At 68.2% G+C, this 21,124-nt stretch carries 26 protein-coding genes; 14 read left to right on the forward strand and 12 right to left on the reverse strand.

The window, feature by feature from the left end:
* Positions 1–10: 10 nt before the first annotated feature.
* Positions 11–2,068 carry a capsular polysaccharide biosynthesis protein gene (locus ACUXVX_RS15935; protein ID WP_446309063.1) on the forward strand — a complete coding sequence of 686 codons (2,058 nt, stop codon included), beginning with the start codon at positions 11–13 and terminating at the stop codon, positions 2,066–2,068.
* 1 nt (position 2,069) lies between these two features.
* Here ACUXVX_RS15935 and ribD read toward each other — a convergent pair whose 3' ends face one another.
* The 3 genes from ribD to ACUXVX_RS15950 all read right to left on the reverse strand — a co-directional run bounded on the left by ribD (position 2,070) and on the right by ACUXVX_RS15950 (position 4,303).
* Positions 2,070–3,146, reverse strand: coding sequence for a bifunctional diaminohydroxyphosphoribosylaminopyrimidine deaminase/5-amino-6-(5-phosphoribosylamino)uracil reductase RibD (gene ribD / locus ACUXVX_RS15940; RefSeq protein ID WP_446311552.1), 1,077 nt, complete (start codon positions 3,144–3,146; stop codon positions 2,070–2,072).
* Positions 3,147–3,169: 23 nt separating this feature from the next.
* Positions 3,170–3,646, reverse strand: a complete 477-nt coding sequence (nrdR, locus tag ACUXVX_RS15945; RefSeq protein ID WP_222468622.1) for a transcriptional regulator NrdR — start codon at positions 3,644–3,646, stop codon at positions 3,170–3,172.
* Positions 3,647–3,886: 240 nt separating this feature from the next.
* Positions 3,887–4,303: a secondary thiamine-phosphate synthase enzyme YjbQ gene (locus tag ACUXVX_RS15950; protein WP_446309064.1), complete on the reverse strand. Its 417-nt coding sequence runs from the start codon at positions 4,301–4,303 to the stop codon at positions 3,887–3,889.
* Positions 4,304–4,401: 98 nt separating this feature from the next.
* Between ACUXVX_RS15950 and ACUXVX_RS15955 the strand changes: the two genes are divergently transcribed.
* A complete protein-coding gene (locus ACUXVX_RS15955) occupies positions 4,402–5,064 on the forward strand; it encodes a dioxygenase family protein (protein WP_446309065.1) in 663 nt (220 codons plus the stop codon).
* 22 nt (positions 5,065–5,086) lie between these two features.
* On the opposite strand, the gene ACUXVX_RS15960 is transcribed toward ACUXVX_RS15955, so the two are convergent.
* From ACUXVX_RS15960 to ACUXVX_RS15985, 6 genes are all read right to left on the reverse strand, one after another.
* The gene (locus ACUXVX_RS15960; RefSeq protein WP_446309066.1) at positions 5,087–5,380 is read right to left on the reverse strand and encodes a hypothetical protein; all 294 of its coding nucleotides are present in this window, start codon (positions 5,378–5,380) and stop codon (positions 5,087–5,089) included.
* Positions 5,381–5,504: 124 nt separating this feature from the next.
* Complete coding sequence (locus tag ACUXVX_RS15965) at positions 5,505–5,897, reverse strand: hypothetical protein (RefSeq protein ID WP_446309067.1); 393 nt, start codon at positions 5,895–5,897, stop codon at positions 5,505–5,507.
* 82 nt (positions 5,898–5,979) lie between these two features.
* The gene (locus tag ACUXVX_RS15970) at positions 5,980–6,882 is read right to left on the reverse strand and encodes a hypothetical protein (RefSeq protein ID WP_446309068.1); all 903 of its coding nucleotides are present in this window, start codon (positions 6,880–6,882) and stop codon (positions 5,980–5,982) included.
* Between the two features lie 77 nt (positions 6,883–6,959).
* Positions 6,960–7,469, reverse strand: coding sequence for a DUF4166 domain-containing protein (locus ACUXVX_RS15975; protein WP_446309069.1), 510 nt, complete (start codon positions 7,467–7,469; stop codon positions 6,960–6,962).
* On the reverse strand, positions 7,466–7,915 hold the full coding sequence (locus ACUXVX_RS15980) for a thiol-disulfide oxidoreductase DCC family protein (RefSeq protein WP_446309070.1): 450 nt from the start codon (positions 7,913–7,915) through the stop codon (positions 7,466–7,468). Before ACUXVX_RS15980 ends, ACUXVX_RS15975 begins: the two co-directional genes overlap by 4 nt.
* Entirely contained in the window at positions 7,912–8,334 is a 423-nt protein-coding gene (locus tag ACUXVX_RS15985) for a hypothetical protein (protein ID WP_446309071.1), read from the reverse strand. The genes ACUXVX_RS15980 and ACUXVX_RS15985 overlap by 4 nt, the downstream gene beginning before the upstream one ends.
* Positions 8,335–8,451: 117 nt before the next feature.
* Here ACUXVX_RS15985 and ACUXVX_RS15990 point away from each other — a divergent pair, with 117 nt between their 5' ends.
* The 6 genes from ACUXVX_RS15990 (at position 8,452) to ACUXVX_RS16015 (ending at position 14,412) form a co-directional block, all read left to right on the forward strand.
* Positions 8,452–10,239, forward strand: a complete 1,788-nt coding sequence (locus tag ACUXVX_RS15990; protein WP_222468613.1) for an SLC13 family permease — start codon at positions 8,452–8,454, stop codon at positions 10,237–10,239.
* 263 nt (positions 10,240–10,502) lie between these two features.
* Positions 10,503–11,732, forward strand: coding sequence for an MFS transporter (locus tag ACUXVX_RS15995; RefSeq protein WP_222494231.1), 1,230 nt, complete (start codon positions 10,503–10,505; stop codon positions 11,730–11,732).
* 77 nt (positions 11,733–11,809) lie between these two features.
* Positions 11,810–12,463 carry a peptide-methionine (S)-S-oxide reductase MsrA gene (msrA, locus tag ACUXVX_RS16000; RefSeq protein WP_446309072.1) on the forward strand — a complete coding sequence of 218 codons (654 nt, stop codon included), beginning with the start codon at positions 11,810–11,812 and terminating at the stop codon, positions 12,461–12,463.
* A 41-nt stretch (positions 12,464–12,504) separates the two neighbouring features.
* Positions 12,505–13,038 carry a sugar O-acetyltransferase gene (locus ACUXVX_RS16005; protein ID WP_446309073.1) on the forward strand — a complete coding sequence of 178 codons (534 nt, stop codon included), beginning with the start codon at positions 12,505–12,507 and terminating at the stop codon, positions 13,036–13,038.
* A 74-nt stretch (positions 13,039–13,112) separates the two neighbouring features.
* Positions 13,113–13,982 (forward strand): 50S ribosomal protein L11 methyltransferase, encoded by an 870-nt coding sequence (locus tag ACUXVX_RS16010; protein ID WP_446309074.1) that lies wholly within the window; start codon positions 13,113–13,115, stop codon positions 13,980–13,982.
* An 88-nt stretch (positions 13,983–14,070) separates the two neighbouring features.
* Positions 14,071–14,412 carry a hypothetical protein gene (locus ACUXVX_RS16015; RefSeq protein ID WP_446309075.1) on the forward strand — a complete coding sequence of 114 codons (342 nt, stop codon included), beginning with the start codon at positions 14,071–14,073 and terminating at the stop codon, positions 14,410–14,412.
* Between the two features lie 86 nt (positions 14,413–14,498).
* Here ACUXVX_RS16015 and ACUXVX_RS16020 read toward each other — a convergent pair whose 3' ends face one another.
* Positions 14,499–15,359 (reverse strand): helix-turn-helix domain-containing protein, encoded by an 861-nt coding sequence (locus tag ACUXVX_RS16020; RefSeq protein ID WP_446309076.1) that lies wholly within the window; start codon positions 15,357–15,359, stop codon positions 14,499–14,501.
* Between the two features lie 115 nt (positions 15,360–15,474).
* On the opposite strand from ACUXVX_RS16020, the gene ACUXVX_RS16025 reads away from it, so the two are divergent.
* Together ACUXVX_RS16025 and ACUXVX_RS16030 are read left to right on the forward strand one after the other, a co-directional pair.
* Positions 15,475–16,392: a fatty acid desaturase gene (locus ACUXVX_RS16025; protein WP_446309077.1), complete on the forward strand. Its 918-nt coding sequence runs from the start codon at positions 15,475–15,477 to the stop codon at positions 16,390–16,392.
* 38 nt (positions 16,393–16,430) lie between these two features.
* Positions 16,431–17,324, forward strand: coding sequence for an EamA family transporter (locus tag ACUXVX_RS16030; protein ID WP_446309078.1), 894 nt, complete (start codon positions 16,431–16,433; stop codon positions 17,322–17,324).
* A gap of 69 nt (positions 17,325–17,393) precedes the next feature.
* Here the strand turns inward: ACUXVX_RS16030 and ACUXVX_RS16035 are convergent, their stop codons facing one another.
* Both ACUXVX_RS16035 and ACUXVX_RS16040 read right to left on the reverse strand, forming a co-directional pair.
* On the reverse strand, positions 17,394–18,065 hold the full coding sequence (locus ACUXVX_RS16035) for an NUDIX hydrolase (RefSeq protein WP_446309079.1): 672 nt from the start codon (positions 18,063–18,065) through the stop codon (positions 17,394–17,396).
* 41 nt (positions 18,066–18,106) lie between these two features.
* A complete protein-coding gene (locus tag ACUXVX_RS16040) occupies positions 18,107–18,481 on the reverse strand; it encodes a DUF983 domain-containing protein (RefSeq protein WP_261384754.1) in 375 nt (124 codons plus the stop codon).
* A 317-nt stretch (positions 18,482–18,798) separates the two neighbouring features.
* On the opposite strand from ACUXVX_RS16040, the gene ACUXVX_RS16045 reads away from it, so the two are divergent.
* The 4 genes from ACUXVX_RS16045 to ACUXVX_RS16060 all read left to right on the forward strand — a co-directional run bounded on the left by ACUXVX_RS16045 (position 18,799) and on the right by ACUXVX_RS16060 (position 21,101).
* Complete coding sequence (locus ACUXVX_RS16045) at positions 18,799–19,413, forward strand: EF-hand domain-containing protein (RefSeq protein ID WP_446309080.1); 615 nt, start codon at positions 18,799–18,801, stop codon at positions 19,411–19,413.
* A 137-nt stretch (positions 19,414–19,550) separates the two neighbouring features.
* Entirely contained in the window at positions 19,551–20,135 is a 585-nt protein-coding gene (locus tag ACUXVX_RS16050) for an RNA polymerase sigma factor (RefSeq protein ID WP_446309081.1), read from the forward strand.
* Positions 20,128–20,559 carry a hypothetical protein gene (locus ACUXVX_RS16055; RefSeq protein WP_446309082.1) on the forward strand — a complete coding sequence of 144 codons (432 nt, stop codon included), beginning with the start codon at positions 20,128–20,130 and terminating at the stop codon, positions 20,557–20,559. Before ACUXVX_RS16050 ends, ACUXVX_RS16055 begins: the two co-directional genes overlap by 8 nt.
* A gap of 8 nt (positions 20,560–20,567) precedes the next feature.
* A complete protein-coding gene (locus tag ACUXVX_RS16060; protein WP_446309083.1) occupies positions 20,568–21,101 on the forward strand; it encodes a periplasmic heavy metal sensor in 534 nt (177 codons plus the stop codon).
* Positions 21,102–21,124: the final 23 nt, after the last annotated feature.

Raw genomic sequence — 21,124 nt, forward strand, 5'->3', positions numbered from 1 at the left:
CGGGGTCGGCATGGCCCCCGCGCCAGACGAAACCCAAGCCGCCGGAGCCTCTGCGCCCCGGCGGCTTTTCGTTTACTCGGGCGGGTTCGTCTTTCAGCGCCGCGTGAGGCGCATTCTGGAGTTGGCCGGCTGGGAGGTGAAGCTCGGCCTGCCCGGCGCGGATGACAGGATCGGCGTGTGGGGCCGCTCGCCCTATGCCGCTCGCGGTGAGGCGATGGCGGAGAAGACCGGTGCCGCGCTGGTACGGATCGAGGATGCGCTTTTGCGGTCGATCCATCCCGGACGCGCGGATGGTGAGCCGCCCGTAGGACTTTTGATTGACGAGCATGGCGTGCATTTCGACAGTGCCACACCCTCGGGGCTGGAACGGCTCCTCGCCAACCACCCGCTCGACGATGGGGCTCTGATGGCCCGAGCCCGGCTGGCGATGGACAGGTTGAAGCAGGAACACCTCAGCAAATACAACGCCTTCGACCCCGACGCGGAGGTGCCCGCGCCGGGTTACGTGCTGGTCATCGACCAGACCCGTGGAGACGCCTCCATCGCGCATGGCAACGCATCTGAGGCGACCTTTCGCGAGATGCTCGCCTTTGCACAAATCGAACATCCGGGCGCCCGCATCCTGATCAAGACCCACCCCGAAACGGTTGCCGGGGCGCGCGAGGGGCATTTCGGGCCGGAGCAGGAGGATGACCGCACCAGGCTCTATTCCGATCCGGTCTCGCCTTGGGCGCTGCTGGAGGGGGCGGTTGCGGTCTATACCGTGACCTCCGGCATGGGGTTCGAGGCGATCATCGCGGGGCACAAGCCGCGCGTGTTCGGCCAGCCTTTCTATGGCGGATGGGGGCTGACCGCTGATGAGGCCCCCTGCCCTCGCCGCGAACGCAAGCTCACCCGCGCCCAGCTTTTTGCCGCGGCGATGATCCTTTACCCCACGTGGTACGACCCGTGGCGCGACCGTCTGGCCACGCTGGAGGAGGTGATGGACGGGCTTGGCGCGCGCACCCGCGCGTGGCGGGAAGACCGGCAGGGCGGCGTGGCCTATGGGATGCGGCTGTGGAAGCGCAAGCCGCTCCAGCACTTCTTCGGCGCGGAGAAGCCCCTGATCTTCAATGACAAACCCGAGGAGGCCGCCGCCCGCGCCAAGACGCTCGGCGCCCCGGTGTTGGCATGGGCCGGGCGGGTGGACGAGGCGCTGGAGGCCGCGACGGCGCGGGCGCATGTGCCGCTGATCCGGGTCGAAGACGGGTTTCTGCGCTCGCGCGGGTTGGGGGCCGAGCTGGTGCCTCCGCTCAGCCTCGTGAACGATGATCTGGGCATCTACTACGATCCCCGCACACCCTCGCGGCTGGAGCATCTCATTGCCCGCGCGGCGCGGCAGGAAGCGCACCCCCGCGCGGCGGCGCTCATCGCGCGGCTGAAGGCGAAGGGCGTGAGCAAGTACAACCTTGGCTCTGCGGAGGTGCCCGAGTTGACCACGGGCCATCGCATCCTTGTGCCGGGACAGGTGGAAGATGATGCCTCGATCCGTTTCGGCACTGGGGAAATCAATACCAACTTTAAACTCTTGCAGGCCACACGTGAGGCAAATCCCGAGGCGGTGATCCTCTACAAGCCGCATCCGGACGTGGAGGCCGGGCTGCGTGCGGGGCGGGTGGAAAACCCGCTGGAGATTGCCGACATGGTGCTGCCCGGCACAGACCCTGCGGCGCTGATCGAGCGGGTTAACGCTGTCTGGACGATGACCTCGGGCCTCGGTTTCGAGGCGCTGATCAGGGGTGTGCCGGTCACCACGCTTGGCGCGCCGTTCTATGCCGGATGGGGCCTCACCGACGACAGGGGCAGCCCGCCCGAGCGGCGCGAAGCGCGGCCCTCGCTGGAGGCGCTCGTTCAGGCTGTTCTTGTTGATTATCCACGGTATTTTGACCCGCAAACCGGCACGGCCTGCCCGGTGGAGGTGGTGCTGGATCGGCTCGAAAGCGGCAATCTCCCCGGCCCCGGTTTTGGCAACAGGTTACTCTCGAAACTGCAGGGATGGCTCGCGGGTTACGCGCACCTGTGGCGCTGACCTAGTGTTGCCGAGCCCAGATCGCGAGCAGGTCCGGGCCGATTTTGCGCGCCTCTTCAAGCACATAACGCCGCGCTTCACTCAGAGCGGCAAGGCCCAGCGGCCCGACGGAAGGCTGCCCCTCGGCCCCAAGCGCAAGCCCGGCGGTGAAGCCGGCAAGCCGGTCTGCGAGGCCGGCCGAGATCAGCGAGGCCGCCAGCATGCCGCCGCCCTCGCAAAGAACCCGCGTCAGCCCACGATCACCGAGCGCCCGCAGCATTGCGGCGGGCTCGGGGTGCCGATCCAGCCCGAGCGGCACCTCGATCAGTTCCGCGCCGAGCGCCGCCCATGCGGCTTTGCGCGGCTCGGGCGCATCGGGGCCGTGGCAGAGCCAGAGCGGAACCTCGCGGGCGGTACGGGCAAGCTGGCCCTCGGTGGGCAGCTCCAAGCGGCGCGAGACGACGACCCGCACGGGCGGACGCCGCTGACCATAGCCGCGAAGAGTTAACGCCGGATCGTCGGAACGGGCGGTGCCTGCGCCGACGAGCACCGCATCGTGGCTGGCGCGCAGGCCCTGCACCGCATGGCGGGCCGCGGGGCCGGTGATCCACTTGCTTTCGCCCGAGGCAGTCGCGATGCGGCCATCGAAGGAGCTGGCGAGCTTGAGGGTCAGCTGCGGGCGGCCCTCGCGGATGCGCATCAAGAAGCCCGCGTGGGCCTTCTCCGCAGCCTCGGCCAGTACATTGGTAGCACAGGATATTCCGGCCTCCCGCAGCCGCGCGTGGCCTTGGCCTGCGGTGCGGGGATCGGGATCTTCGAGCGCGGTGACAACACGGGCCACGCCGGCCTTTACTAAGGCATCAGCGCAGGGCGGGGTTTGCCCGTGGTGGGCGCAGGGCTCGAGGGTGACGTAGGCGGTGGCGCCGCGAGCGGCCTCACCGGCCTGGGTAAGCGCGCGCACTTCGGCATGGGGGCGGCCGCCGGGCTGGGTCCAACCTCGCCCGACAACGCGTTGATCTCTCACAAGAATGCAGCCGACCGCCGGATTGGGCCAGACCTGCCCAAGGCCGCGTGCCCCAAGGCTCAGGGCACGCGCCATCCACCCGGCATCATCCGCGTGGCTCACTCCTCCGGGTCACCCGGCATGACCGGCGGGCGCAGCTCCGAGACGAAGCGGTCGAAATCATCCGCGGCCTGGAAGTTCTTGTAAACGCTTGCAAAACGCACGTAGGCCACGGTGTCGATCCGGGCGAGGCTCTCCATGACGATCTCGCCGATCACCTTGCTGTCGATATCGGTCTCGCCCATGCTCTCGAGCCGCCGGACGATACCGGAGATCATCTGGTCGATCCGCTCCGGGTCGATCGGGCGTTTTTGCAAAGCGATCCGGATTGAGCGTTCGAGCTTGTCGCGGTCGAAGTCCTCACGGCGGCCGGAGGATTTTATGACAACGAGATCACGCAGTTGGACGCGTTCGTAGGTGGTGAAACGGCCACCGCAGGCAGGGCAGAACCGACGCCGCCGGATGGCGACATGGTCTTCCGCGGGCCTGCTGTCTTTCACCTGTGTATCGACATTTCCGCAAAACGGGCAGCGCATTCCTGTCCCCTTCTTCTCTGCCTCTGTGGGGTTATGCTCCCCATTTATCCACAGGCACTATAGGGCAGCCCCTAGGGTTTGGGTAGCCTAAACCTGCCACCCCCATATGCTGCCGAGCGCACGCAGCATCGGGGCGTGTTAACCGAGTCACAACTGATGCACATCCGATGCACATTCCATGCATACCGCAGTGCAGCATGACCCGCAGATTAACCATTAATACGGGGTTAAAACGGCCACTCAATCGGGCGCGAAATGGGCCGCGACCTCGCGGCGGTGCGGTGCCGTGCGATGTTCGAACAAGTAGATGCCCTGCCAAGTGCCCAGCCGCATCCGGCCGCCCTGCACCGGGATCTGGAGTGAGACCGGCAGCAGTGCGGCCTTGAGGTGAGCGGGCATGTCATCCGGGCCTTCGAGCACGTGGGTGAGGTAGCTCATCGAATAGTCGTCGGCGGGCGGCACGAGACGGTGGAAGAACTCGGTCAGATCCACCCGCACATCGGGATCGGCATTTTCCTGGATCAGGAGCGAGCAGGAGGTATGGCGGACGAGCAGGGTCAGCAGCCCGTTGCCAGCGCCCTCGAGCCAGCGGGCGACCTCGCCGGTGAACATCGTGAGGCCGGGGCCGCGGGTGCCTATGGTGAAGGTGGTCTGCATGGGCGGAAGGATGCGCGGGCGGCAAGCGCATGGCAAGCAGCGGCGGAAATCGCGGCGCGGCGCGTTAGATAGTGATACCTGCCAGCAAGGAGACAGCCATGCCCGCCCTCAGCCGCCGCCAGATGCTCACCACCCTCGCCGCCCTGCCGCTTTCGGCGCTCGCCACCCGCGCCGCGCTGGCGCAGGAGGCCGGGCTGATCACCGGCAATGTATGCCTGATCCAGCGGGCGACGACCGAGGGGCCGTATTATATCGACCCCGGATTGATCCGCGCCGATGTGACCGAGGGGCTGCCCGGCCTGCCGCTGGCGCTCGCCTTGCAGGTGGTGGATGCCGACTGCCGCCCGATGGAGGGCGCGCGGGTGGACATTTGGCATTGCGATGCCACCGGGCGTTACTCGGGGTATGCGCGGGAGAACACGGCGGGCGAGACCTTCATGCGCGGCACGCAGGTGACCCGCGCGGGCGGAGTGGCGCGGTTCAAGACGATCTACCCGGGCTGGTATCGGGGCCGTGCGGTGCATGTGCATTACAAGGTGTGGCTCAACAGCCGCGAGGTGCTGACCTCGCAGCTTTTCTTCCCCGAGGCGGTCACGGATCAGGTTTATGAGAAGGTCGCGGCCTATGGCGGGCGCGGCACGCGAGATCGCCGCAACGAGACCGACCGGATCGCGCAGGGCGCGGGGGACGGGGCCGTTGCGGCGGTGAAGAATGCGGACCGTGGGCTTCAGGCCAGCCTTGTGGCGGGGGTTGCCGCCTGAAGCCTACAGGGCGCGGGTGCGGTCAGGAGTTGGGGCGCGGGCGCGGCTCGGTCACACAGGTGGCAACGGGGAGTTGCGGCTCCTCGATGGCGTCATGGGCCACGGTCTGGAGCGTTTCGGTTTCGGGTGCCAGCACGGGCGCGCCGGTGACCATCGCCAGCGTGGCTTGGCAGCGGGCCAGATCCTCGGGCGCCACGACGATTTCGACCACTTCGTCGGTCGGCATGCCGGGGTCGTCCGGATAATCGATGAAGGGGCTCGCGGCCAGGGGGCTGGCCAGGGAGCTTGCGAGCAGGAGGGGAGCTATCTGTTTCATGTCGCAGGAGAAACGCCGCTTGGGCGCGGCGGGTTCCCTGCGATGGATGGGCTTCGTTCGTCACGCGGCGTCACGAGGGCGTCAGCGGATGCCCTGTAAGCAGCCCGAAGTCAGTGGCCGCAGCTCAGTGGCCAGTGTGCTCGCGGCAGAGGGCGCGGGCGTGGGCGACGCTCACGGATTCGCCTTGGCGCGAGGTCTTGAGGATCAGCCCGTGGTCGGGTGCCGCGCCCGGATCGAGGCGGAAGCCGACGGTCTCGCCGCCCTGCCCGGCGATCCGGCCAGAGCGCGGGGTGCTGACCACCACGGCATCGGAGGGATCTGCCCCGAGCCGCTCGACGGCGTAGCTGGCCGCGGCGCAGAAGATGCCCGCGCTGCCCGCCCCGGCGATGGGCTGAACCACGAAGTTTTGCGGCCCGCCATCAACGGTGTGGCCATTGGGGGCCAGCCAGCTTGCGGCGAGCGCGGGCGTGGCGAGGAGGGTGGCGACGAGAGCGGTGATCTGGGCGGCGCGGCGCATGGGCTGTCCTTTCAACGGTTGCGCCAAGAATACCCCAGAGGGGCGGCGGCGCACAGGGCACAATCGCGTCAGTGGCCCGGGGTCAGTTGCATTGTGACCACAGGAACCCGCCGAAGCAGAGGTTTTGCGCCGCCATCGCGGCATCGAGCGAGTCAAAGCGCACCTGCGCGCTGCTCGGATCGCAATCGAGCGTGGCGAGGGCAGAGTCGCCCTGCACCACCTCCACCCCGGCGCCATTGGCGGTGGACCAGAGGGCATAGCCTGTCTTGCCGTTCCAGAAGACGGCGGTGGCCTGGCCTGCGGGGTGCTCGGCGGCGGGGGTATATTCGAGCATCTGGAGCGGCGTGGTGAGGGCAAGTTCGGGGGCCGCGCCGGAGGGGCCGAAGCTGTAATGCGCGCCGTTGGGGCCGACGCATCCGGAAACCGCCCTCGCCCCGCCGCCCGTGGTGCAGGCGAGGAAGGGCGTGGCCCCGACCGGGCAGGCGGAGGCCACGGGCGCGGCGCAGGCCTGCCAGCGGAAATCTTCCCAGCATTGGCCGATGGCGGATTTGGCCTCGTAGAGCCCCTCGAAGTTGGCGCGGATCGTGCCCGGATCACACTCCAGATCGGCGAGGGTTTCGTCGCCCCGGGTCACGGTGACGCCGGCGGCGGGTGGGTCGCCCTCGGGGGTGCGGTCAATCCGGTGCCAGACGGAGTATTGCACATCGCCGTTCAGAAAGTTCGCCTCCTCCCAGATCGAATTGCTGACGCCAGCCCATGGGATGAAATCCAGCTCCGCGAGCGGGACCGAAAGAACCAGTTCGGGGGTGCCGCCCTCCGGCCCGTATTGGTAGCCCGCGTCGCCCGGCCCCCAGCAGGCGCGCAGCTCCTTGGTGCCGCCTCCGGTCTTGCACATCAGAAAGCTCTCGGCGGCGGTGATGCAGTCGGCCACGGCGGGGCTGGCGGCAAGAAAAAGGGCGGGCAGAACGGCAGAAAGGCGGGGCATGGCAGGCTCTCGAAATGGAAGCTGGGCAATGGGGCGGGTTTGAACGTGGCCAGTGTCGGGCAGAGCGCGGGCGACGGTCAAGCCGGAGCTAGCCAGCCAGTGTAGCGGATCAGCAGCGCGCCGCCCGGCAGGCGCGCGCCGATGTCGAAGGTGAAGCGGCCCTGCGCGTCCACCCCTTCGTGGGAAAAGGAGCGCGGGGCGAGCCAGCCGGGTATGGGCAGGCCGAAGGCGCGGGTGCTGTCGATGGCGATGGAGATGCCCTCCGGGTCGGCGGTGAGCCGAAGCGCCACGGTGATCGCGCCGATCGTCTCGACCGGGCCGGGGGCGATGTGCGAGCGCATCTCATGGGTGCCAAAGCGGCGGGTCCACGCCTCGCCCTGCCCTTCTGGCGCGATCTCAAGCGTGACTGGCCCCCGGCCCGCGGGCGGGAAGTGCCCGAGCGCCAGCCCGAGACGGGCCAGAGGGTGGCTGCCGCGGGTGACCTCCGCCTCACCCGCCCAGCGCCCCGGCCCGGCATGGAGCGCCTGCACGGCGGGCGGCAGGCGGGTGAAATCGGCTCCAAGAGCTTCGGCGAAGGGGGAGGTCATGGCGCCTCCATGAAGCGGGCGCGGACCTCGGGCGTGGGCAGGTAGCAGGTGTCGCGCCGGCCGAAGAGGCGAAAGCGGTTGCGGGCGATCAACCGGTAGAGCGGGCGTTTGACCGGGCCGGGGGGCCAGCGGCAGAGGGCCAGCGCCCGCCATGGCCAGCCGAGTGCCGCCATCGCGGCGGCGAAGGCATCGAGGTGGGTGTGGATGCGGCCGCCGGTGAGGACGAGGTTGGTCTCGTAATCGTCCAGCGGCATGTTCAGTGCCGCATAGAGCGCCTGCCCGAGGGGCGATTGCGCGGTGGCGAAACGGAAGCGGGCCTGCCGGTCGTGCTTCAGCATGAAGCGGAAGAACCCGGTGCAGAGGACGCAATCGCCATCGAAGACGATGAGGTCGATCCCTTTGAGGCGGTCGGCCAGCGGCGCGGGCAGATCCTGCACCCGGCTCATGGCGCGAGGTCCGCCATGCGGGCACGGAAGTCGCCATCGTGTGCATCGATCCAGCGCAGCAGAGCCTGCCGCCGGGGCCAAGCCGGTTTGGCCATGCGCGAGAGCCAGACCCCGTTGACCGCCGCCATGCCACGGGCCTGCGCCAAAGCGCGAGGGCTGGGCAGAACGCGTGTACCCCAGACCGCGCGGAAGTGATCCAGCTCCTCGGGCGAGGTGAAGAGATACTCCGCCGCGCCATCCTCCACCCGCCAGACGAGCCGCTCCGCCGGGCCGGCGAGGCGTGGGCGAGGCGGGTCGTAGCGGGCGGCCTCGAACCACGGGCAGCTGCCGCCCGAAGCGGTGCGCGGGCGGTGGACCATGAAGGTCAGCCGGGTGGCGAAGGGCTCGGCCCGGAGGAGAAATTCGGCGCGGCGGGCCATGGCGCGAGCCTTGCGCGAAGGCCCCTGCCGGTCAAGCGGCGGCGGCGAGCCACTCGCCGCTTGCCTCGCTGCACCCGGCGGTTAATATCGCGCCGATATGGGCAACGCAGCAGCCACATGGACCTGATCACACTCGCCCCGCCCTGGGACGCCATCTTTGCGCTGGCCGTCGTGGGCGCGATGTTTCTCCTATTCATCCGCGAGAGTTACCCGCCCGAAGTGGTGGCCATCCTCGGCGTGGCAGTGCTGATGCTGTCAGGCGTGCTGCCCTACACTCAGGCCCGCGCGGTGCTGGCCAACCCGGCGCCATGGACCATTGCGGCGATGTTCCTCGTGATGGGGGCGCTGGTGCGCACCGGCGCGCTCGACTGGTTCACGCAGGTGGCCGACCGAAACGCCAGCACCCGGCCCGCACTGGCGGTGGGGGCGATGATCGCCTTCGTGGTCGTGGCCTCGGCCTTCGTCAGCAACACGCCGGTGGTGGTGGTGATGATCCCGGTCTTCGTGCAGCTCGCCCGCACGATGAACCTTTCGGCCTCCAAGCTGCTTATTCCGCTCAGCTATGCCGCCATCCTCGGTGGCACGCTCACCCTCATCGGCACCTCCACAAACCTGCTGGTCGATGGTGTGGCCCGCGCCAACGGATTGGACCCCTTCGGGATTTTCGAGGTCACGCCGCTGGCGGTGATCCTCGTGGCATGGGGCATGCTCTACCTGCGCTTCATCGCGCCCCGCATCCTGCCCGACCGCGCCAGCATGGCGAACCTGCTCTCGGGCGGAGACTCGGCGCGGCGCAAGTTCTTTACCGAGGTCGCCCTGCCGGAAGACAGCCCGCTGATCGGGCAGAAGCCCGGCGAGGTGGATGCCTTCAAGCGCGAGGGCGTGCGGCTGGTCGACGTGCTGCGCGGCGATGCCTCGCTGCGGCGGAACATGGGCGATGTGGTGCTGGAGGCGGGCGACCGGGTGGTGCTGCGCAGCCAGATGTCGGAGCTTCTGAGCCTGCAGGAGAGCAAACAGGTGCGGATGGTCGACAAGCTGTCGTCGGTCGAGACGACGACGGTGGAGGTGCTGATCACGCCGGGCGCCCGGATGGTGGGCCGCAGCCTTGGCACACTGCGTCTGCGCCGCCGCTACGGTGTGTATCCGCTGGCCGTGCACCGGAGAAACCAGAACATCGGGCGGCAGCTCGATGACCTCGTGGTGCGGGTGGGCGACACGCTGTTGCTGGAAGGCTCGCCCGCCGACATTCAGCGCCTTGCCGACGACATGGACCTCGTCGATGTGGCCGCCCCCACGGGCCGCGCCTTTCGCCGCCAGAAGGCGCCGATCGCCATCATCGCGCTGCTGGGCATCGTCGGCCTCGCCGCCTTTGGCATCGCGCCGATCCTTGCGCTCTCGATCTTTGCGGTGGCGCTGGTCTTCGGCACCCGCTGCATTGACGCCGACGAGGCCTTCTCCTTTGTCGATGGTCGCCTGCTGGCGCTGATCTTCTCGATGCTCGCGGTCGGGGCCGCGCTGGAAGAGAGCGGCGCGGTCAAGCTCATCGTCACCGCCATCGCCCCGGCGCTGGAGACGTTGCCGCCCTTCTTCATCGTTTGGGCGATCTACCTGCTGACCTCGGTGCTGACCGAGCTGGTTTCCAATAACGCGGTGGCGGTGGTGGTCACCCCCATTGCCATCGGGCTGGCCGCCGCGCTGGGGTATGACCCGCGCCCGCTGGTCATCGCCGTGATGGTGGCCGCCTCTGCCAGCTTCGCCACACCGATCGGCTACCAGACGAACATGCTGGTCTACGGGCCGGGCGGCTACCGCTTTACCGATTTCATGAAGGTGGGCATCCCGCTGAACCTGACCATCGGGCTGCTGGCCTCGGCGCTGATCCCGCTGATCTGGCCCTTGACCTAAAGTTAGCTTTAGCTCCCATCAATGGGCCTCCACCCCGAATCGGAGGCCCCCATGCCCAACTCTTTCGCACCGCCCGCCCCGCTCACCAGCCAGTTCGATACTGTCCCCCTGCCCCGCCCGCCTTGGGCGACCCGCCGGGGCAAATGACCGCCCTCTTCATTTTCTTGCTTCAAATATCTCTGCGGGGGTGTGGGGGTGCAAAACCCCCACTCCGGCCCTCTCCACTCTTTCCAAGGCCCGATCCCGGGCGTAAAGCGTGACTCATGCATACGATTCCTCTCCGTGAGGCCCACCGCCTCCCGCGTTGGCGCCAGCCGATGGTGCTGCTGTTCCTGATGGCGGTGGCCATGCCGCTGGCCTTTGCCACCTGGACCGCGCTGCTGAACAACTTCGTCATCGAGGTTGCGGGCTTTGACGGGCAGGATATCGGCTGGCTGCATACTGTGCGCGAAGTGCCGGGCTTTCTGGCCGTGGGGGTGATCGCGCTGATCATCTTCATCCGCGAGCAGGTGCTCGGGCTGATCTCGCTGGCGCTGCTGGGGGTGGCGACCGCACTCACCGCGCAATTCCCCAGCATGGGCGGCATCCTGACCATCACCATGCTCAGCTCCATCGGGTTCCACTATTACGAGACCGTCAACCAGTCGCTCCAGTTGCAGTTTCTCAAGATCGAACGGGCGCCGCAGATGCTGGGCTGGCTGCTGGCGGCGGGCTCGGCCTCAACGCTGGTGGCCTATGGGGTGATCATGCTGACGTGGGAGGCGTTCTCGCTCTCTTACGCCACGGTCTATTGGGTCTCGGGCGGGCTTTGTGCTGCCATCGCGCTCTTCTGCCTTGTGGCCTTTCCGCGTTTCGAGGGCGAGCACCGGCAGAACACCCGCCTCGTGCTGCGCCGCCGCTACTGGCTCTACTACGCGCTGCAGTTCTTTGCCGGGGCGCGGCGGCAGATCTTTGTGGTGTTCGCGGGCTTCATGATGGTCGAGCGCTTCGGCTTCGATGTGCATGAGGTGACGGCGCTGTTCCTGATCAACCTCGTCGCCAACATGATCTTCGCCCCGCTGATGGGGCGGCTGGTGGGCAAATGGGGCGAGCGCAATGCGCTGGTTTTCGAATACACCGGCCTTGTGGCCGTGTTCTCGCTCTACGGCGGGATCTACTGGTTTGGCTGGGGCGTGGTGCTGGCCTCGGCGCTCTATGTCATCGACCATCTGTTCTTTGCCCTCGCGCTTGCGCTCAAGACCTACTTCCAGAAGATCGCGGACCCGGCCGATATTGCCCCCACCGCGGCGGTGGCCTTCACCATCAACCACATCGCCGCCGTCTTCCTGCCGGCGCTGCTGGGCTACCTCTGGGTGATCTCGCCGGGCGCTGTCTTTACCCTTGCGGCGGGCATCGCCTGCGGCTCGCTCTGCCTTGCCTTGCTGATCCCGCGCCACCCGGCGCCGGGCAACGAGACGCGGTTTTCCGCCGCGTTGCCCTTGCCCGCAGAGTAACGATCGCGGCAAAAGACATGAACTCGGGGGCGATGATGCTATATCATCGGACAATCAACCCCAGGAGGGAGGCGAGCATGTTCGGATTCGGACGCGACAAGACGCAGATGGTGGGCGAAGGCGAGGCCCTGCCCGGGCGCATTGCGCCCATTCCCACTGCAAAGACCCATCAGCTCACCGGTGCACCGCTGACCAAGACGGTGCCGCCCGGGCAAGACGCGGCCATGTTCGGCATGGGCTGTTTCTGGGGTGTGGAGCGCCTGTTCTGGCAGATTCCCGGCGTCGAGCTGACAATGGTGGGCTACGCGGGCGGATTCACGCCCAATGCCACCTATGAGGAGGTCTGCACCGGTCAGACCGGCCACAACGAGGTGGTGCGCCTGCATTTTGACCCGGCGCGCGTGAGCTACGACGAACTGCTCACTGCCTTCTGGGAGGGCCACAACCCGACCCAGGGGATGCGGCAGGGCAATGACCGCGGCACGCAATATCGCTCGGGCATCTACGTGTTCAGCGACGCGCAGAAGGCCGCCGCGCTGGCCTCCAAGGAGGCCTACCAGCGGGCGCTGGATGCCAAGGGGCTGGGCCAGATTACCACCGAGATACTGATGGCCCCGGACTTCTACTTTGCCGAGGACTATCACCAGCAGTATCTGGCCAAGAACCCGAATGGCTACTGCGGGCTCGGCGGCACCGGCGTGAGCTGCCCGGTGGGCCTCGGCGCCAGATGAATGCCCTGCCCGGCGTCGAGGACGGCGCCTGGTACAATTGCATGACAGATGAATTGGGCGCGCTGCGGGATGCGGCGCGCCTTGCCTGTCATGAGCACGCCACCATCGACCCGGCCCAACGTGGCTCTTGTGCCCCGCAGCTGCGCGCGATCCTTGGTGCGATGGGCGAAGACTGCTTCATCGAGGCGCCCTTTCATGTCGCCTATGGCGTGAACCTGCATCTTGAGGCGGGTGTCTACATCAATGCCTTCTGCACCGTGCTCGACACCGCCCGCGTGACCATCGGCGCGCGCTCGATGCTCGGGCCGGGGGTGCATATCTACTGCGCGGACCATCACCACGAGGTCGAAGGCCGAAAGAAAGGGCTGGAGCGGGCGCTGCCGGTGTCGGTGGGCCGCGAGGTCTGGATCGGGGGCCATGCCACACTGCTGCCGGGCGTCACGGTGGGCGATGGCGCGATCATCGCTGCGGGGGCTGTGGTTACGAAGGATGTGCCGCCCGGCGCGACGGTGGCGGGCATTCCGGCGCGGGTGGCCCGCCCGGCCGGGGGTGAAGACGCCGCGCAGGGCGGGTGAGCCCGCCCCGACCACCCTTGACCGCACCCGGCAATCCTCCTACCCGGCAGGCAGACAAAGCCGGAGCCGCGCCCATGCCCACCTATACCGCCCTGACCACGCTTGAAGGCAAACCCGCCGCCGAGGCGCTCGGCGAGGCGCTGGAGCGGCTGGAGCCTGCACCGACCGGGGTTGGCGTGTTCGAGGTGGAGGATGACAGCGGCCTATGGGAAGTCGGCGGCTATTTCACCGAAAGCCCCGATGAGGCCGGGCTGGCCGTGCTGGCCGCCGCCTTCGGTGCCAAGCCCTTCACCATCTCCGAGCTGCCAGAGACGGATTGGGTGGCCCATGTGCGCCGCGAGCTGGCCCCGGTGGAGGCCGGGCGCTTTTATGTTTACGGCAGCCATGATGCCGAGACCGTGCCCGAGGGTGCAGAGCCGCTGCTGATCGAGGCTGCGATGGCCTTTGGCACTGGCCACCACGGCACCACGCTGGGCTGCCTGCGCGCCTTTGACCGGCTGCTCGAGGGCGGCCTTGCCCCCTGCCCCGTGGCCGATGTGGGCTGCGGCACCGCCGTGCTCGCCATGGCCGCCGCTCGGGTGTGGGATGTGCCGATCATCGCCTCCGACATCGACCCGGTGGCGGTGGAGGTGGCCGAGGCCAACCTCGCGGCCAACGGGCTGACCGGCAATGTCAGCTGCATCGAGGCGACCGGGCTCGATCACCCGGTGCTGGCGGGCGCTGCCCCCTTTGGCCTCATCTTCGCCAACATTCTGAAAGGCCCGCTGATCGGCCTCGCACCCGATATCGCCAAGGCTCTCGCGCCCGGCGGCCATGCGATTCTCTCCGGTCTGCTGAACGATCAGGCCCCTGATGTGACGGAGACTTACGTGGCGGAAGGCCTTACTGTCGCGAACGCCGAAACAATTGGGGACTGGACGACGCTCTGTCTGCAAAAATCCTGACGTCACGCCCAATTTCCGCCCAAATCATGGCGCACCTTCTGCATCAAGGCGGGGGCCTGAGCGACCACACTTTCGGACGGAGAGACCCTTGGCCGACCCAACCATGCAGAATTTCGCCGGACGCATTCGCCGGATCGAAAAAATCCACCGCAAGGGCGGTGGTTTCGAGGCCACGGGCACCCTTGGCCAGAGCTTTTATACCCGCTCCAAGCGCGTCAAGCGCCCGGTGATGCGGCCCGCGCTGACGGTGCTGACGGTGTTCCTCTGCTTCAAGGCGCTGACGCTGGCCCATCTTGGCACCGCCGATTACACCGCCCGCCTCGACGGGCTGCGGACCGGCAACAATGTGCAGAAGGTGGGCGCCCACCTGATGGCGATCGACCCGATCACCCAGGCTGCCGCCGCCGGGATCAAGCCGCTGCTGCGCTGAACGGTAAAGGCCTCGTTTCCAGACATTGGCGGGTGCGTCGTGAAGAGCGGCGCACCCGTTTGCTTTCAGGGGCAGCGCGCCGGCGCCTAGCCCATGCCCCGCAGCAGCCCGGCAATATGCTCGGGCCATTCACGCTCACCCACCGAGGCAGCCCGCACCAGCCCGTCAAAATGCCCGGTGATCGCCTGCACCCGCTCCCGGTCGCGGAAAGCGAGGTAGGAGGAGCCGAGGTAGAGCACCGCGAGGAGCGGGCCGAAGACGGTGACCGGGGCCGAGAACATCCGCCGCTGGTCGAAGAGGCAGATGCGGAGCTGCGGGTAGAACTGCCGGTGCAACTCGGCCATCCAGCCCAGTTGCTCGCGCCGCAGCGCCTCGGGCAGGCCGGCGTAATAGCCGGTGCCGCTGGCGAAGGCCTGCATCTCGTCGAGCGGCATGGCGATTTCATAGTCGCTGCCCGAGCCGCGCATCCAGTCCAGCCGGTCCTGCGCCGCGCCGATGGCCTGCGCCGTGGTCTTGCCGAGGTGCGGGGCATATTCCCAGTGCAGCATCTCAGGAGTCTTCAGCATGTCGGGCAGGGTCGCGGGAACATGGCGGATCTTGTAACCCGCCGCCTCGCGGTGCCATGCAAAGATCTGGTCGTCGATCAGCGCGCGCTCGGCCTGGGTGATCGAAAGCGCGGCGCGGGCGAGTTGCGCGGCGCGTTCGGGACGGTCGGAGAGGCCGAGCAGCCAGTCGGCGCTGACCCCGAGCGCCCCGGCGAGGTCACCCAATAGCTGCGCGCCGGGCAGCCGGGGCGCCTCGCTGCGCAGAAGTTGGGAAAGGGTCGAGCGGCTCACGCCCACCGCGCGGGCCAGCGCGGATTGGCTCATGCCCGCCTCCGCCAGCGCCTCGCCCACACGGGCGCGGAAGAGCGTGGCGCGGGTGCGCTTGTCGATAATCTTGTCCATATGTTTACAAATATTAACAACGCTCGAAGATGTTAACAAGAGATCATCTCCCGCACCGCGCCGCCAGCGCGTAACAGGAATGGGACTGCGCCCCGCGCCCCATCCGGAGACTTTTGTGAACGACCCCCGCCGCGCCGCCGGCACGGAATGGCCCACCCTCGCCCTGCTCGCCTGCTGCTATGGCACCTTCGCCCTCGGCACGAGTGCCGTTGCCGAGGTGGCCCTCCCGCTAGGCATGGTGCTAACCACCCTCGCCCTCGTGCTGCATTCGTCGCTGAGCCACGAGCTGATCCACGGCCACCCCTTCCGCTCCGCCCGAGCCAATGCGGCGCTGGTGTTTCCCGCGCTCGGCCTCTTCATCCCCTACCTGCGGTTCCGCGACACCCACCTCGCCCACCACCAAGACAGCCTGCTGACCGACCCTTACGACGACCCCGAAAGCAACTATCTCGATGCGGGCGACTGGGCCCGGTTGCCGCGCTGGCGGCGGGCGCTGCTGCGAGTGAACAACACGCTGGCGGGGCGTATCCTGCTGGGGCCGCTGCTGGGGCAGATCGCCTTCATAGCCACCGACTGGCGCGCGATCCGCGCGGGCGACAGAAGGGTTGCGCTGGGCTGGGCGCTGCATGCCGCGGGGCTGGTGCCGGTGGCGCTCTGGCTTGCCGTGGCGCAGATGCCGCCCCTCGCCTATCTCGCCTGCGCCTATGCCGCCCTGTCGATCCTGAAGATCCGCACCTTCCTTGAACATCAGGCCCACGCCCGCGCCCGGGGCCGCACCGTGGTGATCGAAGACCGAGGGCTGCTGGCGTTTCTCTTTCTGAACAACAACCTGCACGTGGTCCACCACATGCACCCGCGCACCCCGTGGTATCGCTTGCCCCGGCTCTACTTTGCCAACCCGGCGCGCTACCTCAGCCGCAACGAGGGCTACCGCTACCGCTCCTATGGCGAGGTGTTCCTGCGGCATTTCTTCAAGGCGAAAGACCCGGTGCCGCATCCGCTCTGGCAAAGGCAGGGGCCGCCCGCGCCCTGAGCCTTCCCATTCCTGCCCTGCCGTGATCCATAAGCGGCATGGACTGGCTCTGGATCCCCTTCGCACTCGCCGCCGCCCTTATTCAGGCGATGCGCTTCATGGTGCAAAAGCAGATGGCCGAGGCGGGGCTGACGGCCACCGGGGCCACATGGGCGCGGTTTCTCTACTCGCTGCCGATGATCTGGGCCGCGCTCTGGCTGATGGTCACCGTGCGGGGCATGGCGCTGCCCGAACTGGGCGAGCGCTTCTGGCTCTGGGCCGCGGTGGGCGGCAGCTCCCAGATCCTTGCCACGGTCTTCACCGTTATGCTCTTTGCCCGCCGCAATTTTGCGGTGGGGATCACCCTGCGCAAATCCGAGGTGCTGCTCACCGCCGCCGTGGGTTGGGCGCTGCTCGGCGAGGTGCCGGGCTGGGGAGGGTTTGCGGCGATGGTGGTGGGGATGGTGGCAATTCTGATGCTCTCGGGCACCGGCGGCAAGCTGCGGCTCGATGCGCCCTCGGCCACGCTCGGCCTCGGGGCGGGGCTGTTCTTTGCCTTCTCCGGCGTCGGCTACCGCGCCGCCACACTGGAGGTGGCAAGTGACGATATTCTGTTGCGCCCCGCCCTTGCGCTCGGCTGCGTCGTCATCCTGCAAAACGCGCTGATGCTCGGCTGGCTGCTGGTGCGTGACCGCGGCGAGATCACCCGCGTGTTCGCCGCTTGGCGCCCCGGCCTTGCGGTGGGCCTCACCTCCTTCGGCGGCAGCTTCTGCTGGTTCGCCGCCTTCGCGCTGCAAACCGCCTCGGTGGTCTTCGCGCTGGGGCAGGTCGAGGTGCTGTTCTCGATGGTGATCGGCGCCCGCGTCTTCTCCGAAAAACTCTCGGGCCGCGAACTTGCGGGCATCGCCCTGCTGGTCGCCTCGGTCATTGCGCTGGTCGCCGCAACGCACTGAGCCTGTACATTTTCTTGCTCAAAATATCCCGGGGGTGTGGGGGCAGCGCCCCCACTCCTGCCCTCTCAGTCAGCGCAGGCGCCGAATGCCTGCCACCAGATCGTCATTCTTCACGAAGGGCACCCCGTCGGGCGGCGCGTCATGGCCGGTCAGCTCCGCCACCTCGCCCAGCACCACCTCGGTGATGAAAGGCAGATCGAAGCTGCGGGCGCGGGTCAGCGGGATCCATTGCAGCAGCGACAGCTCGTCTTCGGCGCGCGAAAAATCATCCGCATCGCCCGCCACCCGGCTGGCGGGGGCGAGGAAGAAGCGGGCGTCGAACCGGCGAGGGCGGCCCGGCGGGGTGACGGCGCGGTAGACAAAGCGCAGGCCTTCGGCAGAGGGCAGGTGGCCGGTGGCGGCGAAGCCGCGCCAGCCTTTCGGGGCCGCACCCGGCCATGCGCCGGGTACGCCGAGGATCAGGCCGGTCTCTTCCCAAAGTTCGCGCACGGCGGCGGCCAGAAAGGCCGTGACCTGCCCCTCGCCCGCCTCCAGCGCCAGCCGCGCCGCGCAGAGCGGGTCGGGGCCGGTGGCGAAGGGCACGGTCGCATCCACCGCATCCACCGCGCCGCCGGGAAAGACGAACTTGTTCGGCATGAAGGCGGCGCTGGCGCCGCGCTGGCCCATCAGCACCTCGACCCCTTCCGCGCCTTCGCGGTAGAGGATGATCGTCGCCGCGTCGCGGAGTTGTGTCTTGTCCATGCGCCTCTCGCCCGGATCTGGCGGCTAGGGGAGCGGGCCGGTCAGCCGCGCTCGCCGCCGAAGCCGTGCATCCGCTTGGCCCATTGCAGGCCGACCATCAGCCCTTTCAGCCGGGGCAGAAGGTAGAGCGAAAGCGCCACGCATCCAACCGAAAACCCGGTCGCGAGGATCAGCGGATCGGGCCGGAAGGCGGTGTAGACATAGAGGATCAGCGGCGCGAGCAGGTGGCCGACGATCAGGATCGTCAGGTAGGCGGGGCCATCATCTGCGCGCTGGTGGTGCAGGTCTTCTTCGCAGACCGGGCAGGTGTCGCGCACCTTGAGGTAACCGGCCATCATCGGGCCATTGCCGCAGCAGGGGCAGCGGCGACGCCAGCCACGGATCATCGCGGTCTTTGCATCACGGTCTTCGATCATGGCCGGATCGGCCAGGGCACTCTCTGACGACATAGTCTGGGCTTCCATGGTTCGACTGCGGGGCTTTGCCCGTTCTGGCTCGGTGCTCACGCACGGCGCCTCGCTACGACCTAAGTAGCGCAAACCACGCCGCAACGTCAGGGCGCGATGTGTCCTTGCGTCGGGATGTCGCAAAACCGGGGACCGAAACTTTTTTGCCGGATTTTTTGCCGGGGCGCGACGGAAGCCCCGGCACCGCCCGTTTGAGAAGCATCAACGGGCCAGCACAACGGCCCGATGGCAAGAAACCCCGAGCACTCCTGAGGAGGATACACGATATGAAACGCGTTCTGCTTCTGACCACTCTCATCGCCACCGGCCTCGCCGTGGCTCCGATGGCCGAGGCCCGTGGCCCCGGCGGTGGCGGCATGGGCGGCATGGGCATGGGCCCCGGCGCCGACCCCACGCCCCCCAGCTTCACCGAACTCGACACCAACGCCGATGGCGCCCTTTCTGCCGAGGAGCTGGCTGCCGGTGACGCGGTGCGCTTTGCCCGCGCCGACAGCAACGGCGACGGCGAGATCAGCGCCGAAGAGCTGGTGGCCGCACAGGAGGCCCGCGAGGCTGCCCGCCGCGCCCAGCGCGCCGAGCGGATGATCGAGCGGCTCGACGCCGACAACAACGGCACCGTCTCGGCCGAAGAATTCGCCGCAGGCCGTCCGGAGCAGGCGCAGGAGCGCCGCGCCGAGATGCTCGAAAACCTCTTCGAGCGGATGGACACCGATGGCGACGGCACGGTGACCGAACAGGAATTCGAAACGGCCATGGCCTTCCTCGCCCAGCGCGGCGAAGGGCGTGGCATGCGGGACGGTGAGCGCATGCACAAGCGCGGCGAGCACCGTGACGGCAAAGGCCGTGGTGGCGACGGACATGGCCACTACCGCCGGAACTGACCGGCACGTTTCGATGCTTCCCTCCCCGCGTTTAGTGTCATCCCCTGAAACGCGCGGGGAGGGGGCCTTTCCGGTGCCCCTCGGCGGGGTGCCGGGCAGGCATTGAGAAGACCGAGAAGAGACTGTACTGACAGGCGATGCCCATGCCCCTCGATGCGCCACAGGAGCCGGACGACGAGGCGCTCCTGGCTCTTTTTGCCGGGGGCGACCGGGCGGCTGCCCGCACCCTCACGCTGCGGCTCACGCCGATGGTGCTGGGGCTGGCAACCCGCATGTTGACCGACCGCGCCGAGGCTGAGGATGTGGCGCAGGAGGCGATGATGCGCCTGTGGAAGATCGCGCCTGACTGGCGCACGGGCGAGGCCAAGGTTAGCACATGGCTCTTCCAGGTGGCCCGCAACCTCTGCACCGACCGGCTGCGCAAGAAGCGTGGTCAGGCGCTCGACAGCATCCCCGAGCCCGAGGACGACCGGGCCGGCGTGGTGGAGCAGATGGAGGCCGAGGAGCGCGCGCAGGCGCTCTATGCCGCCCTCGCCGATTTGCCCGACCGGCAGAGCGAGGCGGTGCGGCTGCGGCACATCGAAGGCTTGGGCAATCCGGTGATTGCCCGGCAGATGGACATTTCCGTCGAGGCGGTCGAAAGTCTGATCGCCCGCGGCAAACGCGCACTTGCGGCCCGTCTGAGGGGCGCCCGCGCAGAACTGGGGTTGAGCGATGGCTGACCATGACAAAGAGCTGACCGCCTCCGAGGAGGCCCTGCTGGAGAGCTTCTTTTCCGCCGCACGGGCGGATGAGGGGACGCAGGCGGAGCCCTCGCCCGAGCTTCTGGCGCGGGTGCTGGAGGATGGCTACGGCGTGCAGGACGGGCTGGCCGCAGCGGCGGCCCCAGTGGCGCCCGCCCGCGCCCCTGCCCCGCGCCGCAGCCTCATTGCCGCCCTGCTGGCCGCCGTGGGCGGCGCACCCGGTCTTGCGGGCCTCACCGCCGCGGCCCTCGTGGGCCTGTGGTTCGGCGCCCGCCCGCCCGAAGCGGTGGCCGGTGTGACCGCGGGCCTCTTCGGCGCCGCTGCGGCCACCACCGACACCACCACAGATGATGACCTGCTGGGCTATGACATTGCCTATGCCGACCTGCTGACTGACGGCTGAGACCCGAGATGACCGACCTGCAACCGCCCCCGCCCGAAACCACCCCGCCCCGCCCGCGCCGCTGGCTGCGCGTGGTTCTGGTGTTGTCGCTCGCCGCCAACCTCGCCGTGGCCGGCCTCGTCTTTGGCGCCTGGGTCAGTCATGACGGCAAGCGTGGCCCCGACGGGCCGCGTGGCGACAAGGATCGCATTGTGCGTGAACTGGGCTTCGGCCCCTATGCCCGCGCCATCCCGCGCGAGGGCCGCGAGGGGATGAAAGCCGCCATCGAGGCCCGCCGCAGCGGGCTGCGCGCCAACCGCGACGCGCTGCGCAGCGCCTTCGAGGCCACGCTAGCCACCCTGCGGGCCGAGCCCTTCGACCGCGCCGCCATGGCCGCGCAGATGGAGACCCAGCGCAGCGCCATCGCCGACAGCCAGAAGATCGGCCACGAGATCCTGCTCGACCGGCTGGAGGCGATGAGCCCGGAGGAACGCGCCGAGTTTGCCGACCGGCTGGAGCGCGGGCTGGGCCGGGAGCCGGGCAAGAGGAAAAAGCGCGACTGATGACGGCGCGGCAGGCCGTGCCG

Source organism: Vannielia sp. SX4 (genome assembly GCF_052828525.1).